An 11424-nucleotide genomic window follows, 5' to 3' on the forward strand; every position below is an offset into this window, starting at 1 on the left:
TGTTCTTCAAGAAGATGGGGCATCTGAACAAAAACGGCGTACCAGCTGCGGCTCTGTGGCTACAGTGCATCTGGGCCTGCATGCTCTGCCTCTCCGGCACTTACAACGACCTGCTCGACTACGTGATCTTTGCAGTAATGCTCTTTTACATCATCACAGTGACTGGCGTGTTTGTGCTGCGTGTGCGCCGGCCAGACCTGAAGCGCCCATACAAAGCATTCGGCTACCCAATTCTGCCAGCGCTTTATGTGCTGATTGCGTCCGGCATCTGCATCATCCTGCTTATTTACAAGCCAGTCTATACCTGGCCGGGCCTGATCATCGTAGCGCTGGGTATACCTGTCTATTATTTCTTCGGAAGCAAGTTCAAGAAGGAGTCCGGTTTGTAGGGATAATCATAAAGCATAATTGAAAAGCAGTCTGTCAGGTATGGCAGGCTGCTTTTTTGTAGCTTTGCTGCCGTACACGGCCACTTGCCGTAAACGCAAAGCTGTATGAGCACCGTTTATTTTATCAGCGGCCTCGGAGCGGACGAGCGCATGTTTCAGTTTCTGCACCTCAAGTGTAGCAGCAAGGTATACGTGCGCTGGATTCAGCCCTATGACGATGAACCGCTACACGACTATGCCGTGCGGCTGGCAGAGCAGATCACCGAACCCAACCCGGTGCTGATAGGCATGTCCTTTGGCGGTGTGGTGGCAATTGAGCTTTCCAAATTCCTGAACCCGCGCAAAACCATCCTGATCTCAAGCATCGCCAGCAGCAAAGTCCTCCCCTGGTACTACCGCCTGATGGGTTTCCTTCGGCTGCACCGCATTATACCTGTGCCCTGGCTCAAGCGCTTCCATTTTATGGGCCCTCTGCTGTTTGGAGCCAGCACTAAAGCCGAAAAAGCGCTGCTCAAGCAGGTGATCCTCGAAACCGATCCCCAATTCCTGCGCTGGGCCCTCGGGCAGCTGCTCAACTGGCACCAACCAGACCATTACGAGAACTGCGTGATGCTCCATGGCACCGCCGACCGCATCCTGCCGATGGGCACTTACCCGGGCATTATCAAGGTAAAAAGAGCCGGTCACCTCATGGTTTTGAGCCATGCTTCCGAGATAAGTGCTATCTTGGATAAGATTTTAGAAGATTGCGAAACATGACAACAGATAAAAAGAAATTCATCATCAGGACGCCGGACGGTCAAACAGCCGACCTGACTAATGCAACCACTCTCCGGAGCAACAACCTCTACCCTTTCGGTCGTCACAACTACTCTATCTATGAAAGCCCGGAAGGCGTATTTGTGCGCGGCTATAACAGCGGCGAGCGTGAGATCATGCTGACCGGCTTTGAGATCATAGACGAAGCGACGGCTCGTAACTATAAGCATACCTACACCCGCGAAGACGAGTAGCCATGGAGTTGAGTTTCTGGGAAAAGGAATCGTATTTCAGCCACGTGGATGTGCTCATTGTGGGCAGCGGCATTGTGGGTCTGAATGCGGCGCTCTACCTGAAAACGCAGCAGCCTGCCCTGAAAGTACTGGTGGTGGAGCGCGGCCTGCTGCCCACCGGGGCCAGTACCCGCAACGCCGGCTTCGCTTGCTTCGGCAGCCCCTCCGAGCTGCTCGATGACCTGAGCCACCACAGCGAAGAGGAGGTGTTTGCACTGGTAGAGCGCCGCTGGCGTGGACTGCAGCGCCTACGCCAGAACCTCGGCGACCAGGCCATCGACTTCCACCGCTGGGGCGGCTACGAACTGTTTGAGGAAAGCCAGCAACCGCTCTATGAAGCCTGCCTCGAGCAAATGACCTACCTCAACAAGCAGTTGCAGCAGGTAACGGGTGAGCAGGACATCTACCGTCAGGCAGATCACAAAATAGGTGAGTTCGGTTTTAAGCAGGTAGCGCACCTGATTGAGAGTACTGCAGAAGGGCAGATTGATACGGGCAAGATGATACTGGCGCTCACGCAGAAGGTACAGGCCCTGGGTGTGATCGTGCTGAACGGATTGGAGATTGAAAGTCTGCAGGAGGAGAGCACAGGTATAACCGCCCTGACCAAACAAGGCATTGCTATACCTGCCCGAGCGGCCCTGGTCGCAACCAACGGCTTTGCCCGCCAATTGCTGCCGCAGCTGCAGGTGGCACCGGCCCGGGCGCAGGTACTTATTACCAAGCCTATACCTGACTTGCGCTTCAAAGGCACTTTCCACTACGACAGGGGCTATTATTATTTCCGCAACATTGGCAATCGCGTACTTTTTGGCGGAGGCCGCAACCTCGACTTCAAAACCGAAGAAACAACTGAAATGGGGCTGACTGACCTGGTGCAAAACAAATTGGAGGAGTTGCTGCGCGAAGTTATTCTGCCTGGCACACCCTATGAAGTAGAGCAGCGCTGGAGCGGTATTATGGGCGTTGGGTCCGGCAAAACCACCATTGTGCAGCCAGTATCGGAGCATATTTGCTGCGCCGTGCGCATGGGCGGCATGGGCGTAGCGATCGGTTCGTTGGTAGGTGAAGAAGGGCAGCCTGGTGCTTAAGAAACTTTAATCATCACACGCCTGCTTAAGCTCAAAAGATTTTAGACCATCATTCAAAGCCAATAAAAAAGTGTTTTAGGCATTTTCCTAAAACAAAAAAGGTAAACCATCAGCGGTTTACCTTTTTCAAATATTATAGTCAGTACGAGTTACATTCGTATCCATTGATTCGAGGGATTAGGGTTGGGGATCATCAGGTGTTTGTTAGCTTCTTTTTCTGCCCTAAAAAACTCCTGGTACTCTTCTTCGCTCATTTCTTCGCGAAGGGCAATATGAAACTTGGCCAGTTCAGGGTATAGCTGATTGCGTTCCTGGCGCTCCTGCGGACTGTCTCTGTTAAAATCGTAAAAGGATCTTACAAAATTTTTCATGATTAAATATTTGATTTAAAGTGAGTTGGAAAACAGTTTTACTCCCATGCTACTTTTAAAGTTGTCTATATTCAGAAGCAATTTTCCACAATAAGCCCTCAGTGTCTGCAAACCCCTAAAAGACTGCTAGAGGAGATAAAAATAGAAAAGGCCCCACCAATCAGCAGGGCCTTTTATTCAGAATATCAAATACTTATATACTCGGATCTGATAATAATGTATGTCAGAAAGAGTAACTGCGCTATCGCCCGAGGTGTTTAAAGTAAAGCCCGGTTGCTACCAGCAACAGCTTGGTTAGCTCTGGAATGTCACGGGCAACGGAAATCCGACCGTTTGTTATGCTTAAGCTACCTTGCTCGAAATGCATCAGGATGTTGCCAGCTTCGTCCAGTAGGTCTCTGCTGGGGTCTAATGACTTGCCCTGAAAAGTAAACTGCTCCCCTGTAACCAAGGTTGTCGTGGTTTTGCCAAAGCCGGACGTCTTACTCATACCGATCACTTCATCTTTGAAATGAATCGTGACATCATGCTCAAGCCAACCCTTTCGCTGGAAATAAAGATTGATGCGCTCCGAACTGAAGTCGGCGTCGTTGCTGGCCCAGCCTCTGAAAGCAAGCTCCCCAACTGGCCCGTCCTCTCCGCTCACGGTATACCTTCGTGAAGCTAAGTTCTCCTGTTTCCAGTGCAGCAACTCCATACCTGTTATTTTAAGCCAAGCACATCCACGCCCTGCTCAAACACCACATCCACCGGAATGTTGTTGCGGCTGAGGCGGTCGAGGTCGGCCTGCAGTTCGGTACTTATCTGCCCCTGTTCGTTCAGTAGCCTGCCCACGCCCGCGTAGTCGCCATTGCCCTGTAGCGTCAGGATCAGTTCGGACAATTTGTCCATCGCTTCGCCCATCTTTACATAGTTCACACGGTATTTGCCAGTATTGGCATCACGCTCAAAGGCTCCGTTCTCTTTAAAGAAGTTGAAGCGCACCATGTTGGCTTTGCCGTGTGCACTGGCCGCTCCGAAGCGCACCGAACGGAAAATGCCCGCCATAAAGGTGGTATAGTAATCTTCGAGGCTGCCGCTCACCTCGCCCTTCTTGTGCAGCTGCGTGATCATGTACAGACCCAGAATATCGGCTTTGCCTTCTTCCAGGGCAGAGCCGTGCTCTTTCAAAGCCTCACGTACAGTGCCTTTACCGTTGATGGTGTTCTTGATACCCAAGCCATGCGCTACCTCGTGAAACATGGTGTTGGCGAAGAAAGCGTCGAAGGTGATATGCTGCTTCTGATCGTCGGCAATCAGCTCATCGGCGATAGGCAGCATGATCTTGTCGAACTTGGCCTGCATCGCGTTTTTGAGCTGCAGACGGCGCGTGCCTTTCTTCAGCTGCACCTCCTCGTCGTTGGGCAGGTTGATGGCAATGGTCTTGCTGCCTGCATTGCAGTCACCGGCGTAGTATACTACGTCGTAGGCATTCAGGTCAGAGTCAGTGCCGGGCGTTTCTTTCTTGTAGTTGGCAGGTACTGGCAAACCGCGCTGCAGTTCTGGCAGGAAGGCCGCATACTTCTCGAGGCGCTTGCTCCAGTCCATATCCTTGATGAGCACATAAGCCTCGTGTGCTGCTTTGTAACCAAACAACTTGTCTTCGTACGTTTCGATCGGACCGATCACCACGTCTATGCGGTTGTTTTTCATGTCCATCCAGGCCAGGTCGCTTGGCTGGTAATTGTCGTTGAGCAGGGCATCCGCACGCAGGGTCAGGTATTTTTTCAGCCCCGGCTCCTCGGCCAGCCCGGCTGCTTGGCGCAATAGGTCAGAGGCACGCTTCACCTGCTCCTTGAATTGCACATGGTAAGGCACCGTGATCAGGTTACCATTGGCGTCGCGACGCAGGAAGGTATACTGGCTGGCTTTGTCTTTCAGATTCGCTTTTTCAAACTCCTCTTTTGTCATGTCCTGCGGGTAGAAATTCGCCGCATCCGGCTTCGGTCCCACGCCAGGTATAAAAGGCTCGTTGTTGTTCAGGCGGTCCCAGGGGCCGTAGTTGATCATCACGAATTGGCGTGCGGCATCGTCAGTCAGCGCATTCAGCAAAGAGTCTTTCTTGCCATAAGCTTCGTACCAGAACAGTTCGTCCATGATGTTACCGGCCTCGATCAGCAGGGGTATCATTTGGCGCTCTTTTTCGCTCAGTCCACTCAGGTCAGCGGTCAGGCGCACATTGGTGTACATGCCTAGCTTCTGCTGTAGGTCAGTGGCTGTAGCATCGGTCTGCACAGTTTCAGTTGTTTGCGCTTCGTTGGTGGTACTACTTGTGCAGGCGGCGGTCATGGCGGCCACAGCAGAGGCCAGTATCAGGTGGCGTGATTTCATGTAGGTATAAGGTTAGTGTTTATCAAGATGAGAAATATTCAAGATGGAAGATACAGGATTTGAGTTAAAAGAAAAAGCCGTTGCACCTTACGGCACAGCGGCTTATATCTTGAAACTGCTTCAGTATACCTAAAACAATCCGAACAGTTCACTATTGATTCTCTCTATAATAGAACCTAAATCCTCGGGATTGGCCACAAAGTCCATGTTATTCACATCGATCACCAGCAGTTTGCCCTGATCATAAGTGCTCATCCAGTTGTTGTAGTGCTCGTTGAGGTTACGCAGGTAGTTGATGCTGATGTTGTTTTCGTAGTCGCGGTTGCGCTTCTCGATCTGTCCGATCAGTTTAGGCAGGTCAGCCTTCAGGTAAATCATCAGGTCAGGCGCTTTCACCATGCTGATCATCGACTGGAACAGGGCGAAGTAGTTATCGTAGTCACGCGTGCTCATTAAGCCTGACTGGTGCAGGTTCTTGGCAAAGATGTAAGCATCCTCATAAATGGTGCGATCCTGGATCACATGCCCGTCTTTGGACTGGATCTGCTGCACCTGACCAAAGCGGCTGTTCAAAAAGAACACCTGCAGGTGAAAGGACCACCGCTCCATGTCTTCATAAAAGTCCTTCAGGTAAGGATTGTTCTCTACTGCCTCCAGGTATAGCTCCCACTTAAAATGCTGGGAAAGTTTAGTGGCCAGGGTGGTTTTGCCGGCGCCAATATTGCCGACGATCGCAATGTGCATGGTAATGGTGTAATAGTTGAAAAAACCGACTGCAAATTACGGCTTTTTCGGTCATGCCCCAGCCTAATTCCTGCCCCCAGGCCCTGTTTTTTTTAGTACTTCTGCTCACCAACAATTCGCATTCTCCTTATCTTATTAATCCATAACTACTTAGCATCAGCACTTCCTATAAACTACACTTGCGTTACGTCTTCTGCCAGCCAGGGCATAGTACTCCGTCTCAGACTCTGCTTATTTTAGCTCTATACCTTCCAGTCCGGAGGCAAGGCACGGAGCACACGTATCACTACTGCATCGCAGCGCCTGTTGCCGAACTCAAACACATCCCCAACGATCGACAGCTTGAACAGGCTCTCCTTGAGCATGGACTTTGCCCGGTGCAGGCGTACCTTCACGTTACTTTCAGAAAGATCTAGGCATTGTGCGATGTCATGAATAGACAAGTCTTCCACTTCGCGGAGCGTATAGACAATTCTATACTTTTCAGGTATGCTATCGATGGCGCTTTCCACCAGCTGTTTCACTTCCTGCCGGATAGCAGCCTGCTCCGGGTTCGCAGCGTTCATCTGGTTTAAAAGAGAAGACAAACCCTCCGGCTGGTCAAGCAGGTACGTGGCTGAAGACAATTTTTTCTGCTCCCGCAGCCTTGCCAGCGCTTTGTTGATCCCAATCCGGATAAGCCAGGTAGAAAACATGGCATCGCTGCGGAACTGCGCCAGCTTTTCAAAAGCCTTCATATAGGTCTCCTGCATGACATCCTCCACCTCCTGTTCCTGCTTCAGGTAACTCCTTATCACCCGGTAGAGCTTTTGGTTGTGGCGGCGCATGAGGAGCTCATACAGTGACACGTCCCCGTCGAGCACCCTCTCCACCACTGCTACATCACTGAGTGCCGCTTTTTCAGTTGCTGTTATCTGTTTCATGATCTTAATAGGTATGATACATACAGTAGATGCGTTTCAGACCAATTAGTTACATTCTTTTGTAACGATTTTCACTTATAAGTATCTAACTATCAGAAACAAACAAAATAAGAAATCAACTAAAACGGAGGAAATCATCATGGAAACAATTGCATCAACAACAACAACCGGTGCGCAGCGGACTGAGCGCCCGGCGTACGACCGCATCGCTACCGTCACCGCTTTAACAAAGTACACTTATGCCCTGGTGCCTATCCTGGCTGGCCTCGACAAATTCCTACACCTGCTTACTGACTGGGACAAATACCTTGCGCCGGTAGTCGCCGATATCCTGCCTTTCAGCACGGGCACTTTTATGAGTCTGGTGGGTATCATTGAGATCATAGCGGGCGTGTTTGTACTCGTAAAACCAAAGATAGGGGCGCTGGTGGTCGGCTTATGGCTGGTAGGCATCGCCATCAACCTTTTGTTAACGGGCGAATACTACGACATTGCTGTCCGTGACCTGGTCATGGCTGTAGGCGCTTTCTCGCTATACCTGCTTCTTCCTGATGAGGGCAAAGCTTAGTCTGGCACAAGGGCCATTTATACACAATCGGCCTAACCCTTGCGCTCTTAAGGTCGTTTATTGAGTAACGTGCGTGTATCAGTTGGAGAACAGCGTGAAGGTGTCACGCACACGTCAAATAAATTACCAACATCTTATTTAAAAGCTATGACAAAAGGACACAATCAAGACCGCAACAAGTCCGAAAACAAACCGGAAGCTAAGCACAAAGGCGGACAGGAAGGGCACCGCAGCCTGAGCGATCAGCAAAAAGACAAAAGCCCTAACCAGGGCCGCAATGACAAAAAAGACCAGTCTGGCGGAACCAAAGGCCAGAATGCCATTTAGCAGCATGTAATAAACTGAAAATAGCCGGGGCGTGTAGTGATTACTGCACGCCCCGGCTATTTTCATGTTTGCTATTCTACTGGAGGCTATACTTACCGCTGCTCCCGCATCTGGTTATACCTGTCCTTGGCGTCGCGGCTCTTGCGCAGGGTGTTGAACTCTAACTGCAAAGCAGCCACCTTCATTTTATCGCTGTTGCTCATCTGACTGATTACCTGCTGCTTGCGGTCGCTGAGCAGCAGGTACACGTGCTCGGCATAGTCCCAGTCGCGGAGGCTCCAGTCGGTGCGCTGTGCCCGCACGTTTTCCATGAACCTGACAAAAGCACCGCGCAGTTGGCTGGCCTTAAGCTGGCCGATCTTGTTGGTTCCGGCCAGGCGGCGCTCCCAGGCAGCGGCTGTCTCACGGTTCAGGGGGTCGCCGTAGCTTTCCTCCTTCTCCGCCTCCCACTCATTGTAACGGGTTTTGAGCTCCCCGTACTCCTGCTTCGAAGCTTCACTCATTTGGCTGCTATTCCGGTCCAGGCTTTGCGTACGGGTTCTGAACTCCTGCTTGATCACAGGCCATTCAGCCCTTGTTATACTGTCACCCTGGCTGACTCTCTTGTTCATCCAGGCACGGAAATCCTCCAGGTCCTGCTCCAGCTTTGACTTAGTTTGTGCCTGGGCACCCAGCGTGCTCAGCACCGTCATCAGCATCAGGGCTGCAACAAATAACTTCTTCATAGGTTGGTTTTACTTGATCAATCATTCTTCTAACACTTCTCTCCCAATAAATATTATGCCAGAATATTCTAAAGGAGCTATATTTTTAATCCATTCCTGTTATACCTGCACCAGGTATAACAGGCCGCCCACTATCTTTTTGCGGCCGCTTACGTTTAAAGCAAAGACAGGTATTTCGCCTGCACTGCACCTGGGATTGTGCCACACACGTTCTTCCCCTATCCATACAAAAAACTTATATGCGCAAAACAAGGGACAACTTCCACGAAACCGTTGTTTCTATACCTAACCGGGACGAGATCATTCTGAGCGCCGAGCAGTTTCCGTTCAAGACCACGCTCAGCCTGTCGCCGCTTGTGACCTACTGGGAAAACAAGATCGAGACTGACCCGAACTGCAACGTGGCCCGTGTAAACGAGCTGGCCGGTCTGCTGCGCAAAAACCCCGAGCTGCTGGAGCCGATCGAGGACGTGTCTATTATTGATAAATACATCGATACCGTTGACATCCTGATGGAGGATATTTTCCCGAGTGCTCTCTGGGAGAATGACCTGCGAGCCACGGTACTGCCTTTTCACTTCGACAGCTTCTATGCCACTCCCCGCCTGGAAGAGCTCGACCTGCTGGGAGGCGGTAACTATACCCAAAAACTAAATGTCGATCTCAAGACGCTGCTTTTCCGCCAGACGCTATCGGCTTACACCCTGATCCTGGAGAAGTTCTACAATGCCAACTTTATGGTGGATGAGCCCTTTATCTTCAGCATCAAGGACAAGTTCACCAAACTGGACCGGCATTACAAGCTGATCATCGACCTGAAATTCATGAAAGTGAAGGCCAAAGGTCCGATCAAAAAGCTAAGCACACAGGAAATCAACTTTCTGATAAACCGCTACAATGACCTGGACCTCTGGATGCAGAAACTACCACCTGAGAACTATGAGTTCAGCGGCTTTGCGATCTGTGATTTTACGGACGTAACCAACGAGGAAACTATTTCCTCGCTGCGCTACGACCTGCTCGATCAGGACTCTGTAACCACACAGGAGGGTTTTGAGAGCCTGCAGCAGAAGCTTCGCGTGCTTTTCGGGCTGCCGGGTCTGCGGCTGGGGCTGGCCTCCTTCCCTGCCCTGCAGGAGTTTGACACTAACTACGCCCGCAAAACCTGGAATGGCCTGGTGCTGACCAAGAGCTCTCCTATTAAGCTGGAAGACCTCGTTGACTCGATCTACGCTCCGGTGCTGGCCAAAGGCAACACCATTGTGGTAGACGACCTGGAGCAGCTCGACGAACCGGGCAGACTGGAGCAGGAGCTGATAAAAACGGGCATACGCAACCTGATCATCGCGCCGCTGCACTATGAAGGCAAAACGATCGGGATGCTGGAACTGGCCTCTCCTATACCTGGCGAACTGAATGCGCTTTCTACTATTAAGCTAAAGGAAATTCTGCCGCTTTTTGCATTGGCCCTGAACCGGATGCTTGAGGAGCTGCGCAGCAGCATACAGAATATTATTAAAGAGAAGTATACCGCCATTCACCCGATCGTGGAGTGGCGCTTTACGCAGGCAGCCATTAACCTCCTCGACAAGATGGAGCGTAACGTGCCGGCTGAGATCGAGCCGATCGTGTTCCGGGACATCTACCCGCTCTATGGCGCATCGGATATCCGCAGCTCGGCAACCGAGCGCAACAAAGCCATACAGGGCGACTTGCTTGACCAACTGGTGCTGGCCAAAGAGGTCATCCTGGCTGCCAAGGACAACCTGCCACTCTCTATCCTGGACGAACTGGTGTATAAGATAGACAAGTATTCCCAGAACCTCGTGCACGAACTGGGCTCTGGTGATGAGGCTAATGTGCTGGAGTTTTTGCGCACCGAGATTGAGCCGCTTTTCAATCACTTTGGCCACAAGTATCCCTCTACCCAAAAGGCCATCGAGGCTTACCGCAAGGCGACCAATAACCCCAACGGCGTCGTGTATAACAAGCGACGTGCGTATGAGGAGAGCCTGTACCTGATCAACGACACCATCTCCAGCTTCCTGGATCGCGAGGAAGAAAAGGCACAGCAGATCTTTCCGCACTACTTCGAGAAGTATAAGACCGATGGACTGGAGTATAACATCTACATCGGGGCATCGCTGTTGAACAGCGGGCACTTTGAGGAGCTATACCTGAAGAACATGCGCCTGTGGCAGCTGATGCTTACCTGTGAGATTGCCCGTCGCATTCACAAGCTGCGCGCTAACCTGAAACTGCCGCTCGAGATCACACAGCTGATACTGGTCCACAGCAGTCCGATCTGTATCCGCTTCCGGCTGGACGAGAAGAAGTTTGACGTGGAAGGTGCCGACAACATCCGTTACGAGATCATTAAGAAGCGTATTGACAAGGCTACATTGCGCGGCACAGACGAGCGCCTTACCCAGCCCGGCAAGGTTGCCATTGTGTATACACAACCCCGCGAAGCGCAGGAGTATCGCCGCTACATCGATTTTCTGCAGGCCGAGGGCTACATTGAGCCAGTGGTGGAAGACCTGGAAATTGAGGACTTACAGGGGGTGCAGGGACTGAAAGCGCTCCGCATTTCGATAAATTTCCAGGAGCAGCTGCGCCACGATATCGATGCCGGAGACGAGCTTTTGCAGATCGCCCAGACGGCTGCTCTCAACTAAAATTGCACTTTTATATAAAACGAAACTTTTTTACAAATTCACCATAACATACAATCATCTAAATATCAGTGCCTTAAAGTTAAATTAGATTTGTAAAATTCCACCAATTACAGGCTCCTCTGTAATTTTCTCTACATCGGTGCAATTATTTTAAAGGAAAGGGCGTTTTACCTGAGACTGCCGAAG

The 11424-nt window shown here is 51.1% G+C and carries 13 protein-coding genes; 7 read left to right on the forward strand and 6 right to left on the reverse strand.

All coding sequences use genetic code 11. The features are described 5' to 3' along the window. The 4 genes from O71_RS16380 to O71_RS16395 all read left to right on the forward strand — a co-directional run. Positions 1–389: amino acid permease (locus O71_RS16380; RefSeq protein ID WP_007658955.1), on the forward strand; the 389-nt coding region annotated here is incomplete at its 5' end. 105 nt (positions 390–494) lie between these two features. Beyond that, positions 495–1148 carry an alpha/beta hydrolase gene (locus tag O71_RS16385; protein WP_007658957.1) on the forward strand — a complete coding sequence of 218 codons (654 nt, stop codon included), beginning with the start codon at positions 495–497 and terminating at the stop codon, positions 1146–1148. After that, entirely contained in the window at positions 1145–1402 is a 258-nt protein-coding gene (locus O71_RS16390; protein ID WP_007658959.1) for a hypothetical protein, read from the forward strand. Before O71_RS16385 ends, O71_RS16390 begins: the two co-directional genes overlap by 4 nt. A 2-nt stretch (positions 1403–1404) precedes the next feature. Then, positions 1405–2532, forward strand: a complete 1128-nt coding sequence (locus tag O71_RS16395; RefSeq protein WP_007658961.1) for an FAD-binding oxidoreductase — start codon at positions 1405–1407, stop codon at positions 2530–2532. A gap of 149 nt (positions 2533–2681) precedes the next feature. On the opposite strand, the gene O71_RS16400 is transcribed toward O71_RS16395, so the two are convergent. The 5 genes from O71_RS16400 to O71_RS16420 all read right to left on the reverse strand — a co-directional run bounded on the left by O71_RS16400 (position 2682) and on the right by O71_RS16420 (position 6940). Next, the gene (locus O71_RS16400; RefSeq protein ID WP_007658962.1) at positions 2682–2903 is read right to left on the reverse strand and encodes a hypothetical protein; all 222 of its coding nucleotides are present in this window, start codon (positions 2901–2903) and stop codon (positions 2682–2684) included. 241 nt (positions 2904–3144) lie between these two features. After that, on the reverse strand, positions 3145–3600 hold the full coding sequence (locus O71_RS16405; RefSeq protein WP_007658963.1) for a hypothetical protein: 456 nt from the start codon (positions 3598–3600) through the stop codon (positions 3145–3147). A gap of 5 nt (positions 3601–3605) precedes the next feature. Then, positions 3606–5273, reverse strand: coding sequence for a hypothetical protein (locus O71_RS16410; protein ID WP_007658964.1), 1668 nt, complete (start codon positions 5271–5273; stop codon positions 3606–3608). Between the two features lie 129 nt (positions 5274–5402). Further along, positions 5403–6017, reverse strand: coding sequence for a deoxynucleoside kinase (locus O71_RS16415; protein WP_007658965.1), 615 nt, complete (start codon positions 6015–6017; stop codon positions 5403–5405). Positions 6018–6259: 242 nt separating this feature from the next. Next, positions 6260–6940 (reverse strand): RNA polymerase sigma factor, encoded by a 681-nt coding sequence (locus tag O71_RS16420; protein ID WP_007658966.1) that lies wholly within the window; start codon positions 6938–6940, stop codon positions 6260–6262. 139 nt (positions 6941–7079) lie between these two features. Here O71_RS16420 and O71_RS16425 point away from each other — a divergent pair, with 139 nt between their 5' ends. Both O71_RS16425 and O71_RS16430 read left to right on the forward strand, forming a co-directional pair. Further along, the gene (locus tag O71_RS16425; RefSeq protein WP_007658967.1) at positions 7080–7508 is read left to right on the forward strand and encodes a hypothetical protein; all 429 of its coding nucleotides are present in this window, start codon (positions 7080–7082) and stop codon (positions 7506–7508) included. 147 nt (positions 7509–7655) lie between these two features. Then, positions 7656–7835, forward strand: coding sequence for a hypothetical protein (locus O71_RS16430; RefSeq protein WP_007658968.1), 180 nt, complete (start codon positions 7656–7658; stop codon positions 7833–7835). A gap of 92 nt (positions 7836–7927) precedes the next feature. On the opposite strand, the gene O71_RS16435 is transcribed toward O71_RS16430, so the two are convergent. Continuing rightward, entirely contained in the window at positions 7928–8560 is a 633-nt protein-coding gene (locus O71_RS16435; RefSeq protein ID WP_007658970.1) for a hypothetical protein, read from the reverse strand. Positions 8561–8799: 239 nt separating this feature from the next. On the opposite strand from O71_RS16435, the gene O71_RS16440 reads away from it, so the two are divergent. Continuing rightward, positions 8800–11238, forward strand: a complete 2439-nt coding sequence (locus O71_RS16440) for a GAF domain-containing protein (protein WP_007658972.1) — start codon at positions 8800–8802, stop codon at positions 11236–11238. Positions 11239–11424: the final 186 nt, after the last annotated feature.

This window comes from Pontibacter sp. BAB1700 (assembly GCF_000277005.1).
GTDB classification, from domain to species: Bacteria; Bacteroidota; Bacteroidia; order Cytophagales; family Hymenobacteraceae; genus Pontibacter; species Pontibacter lucknowensis.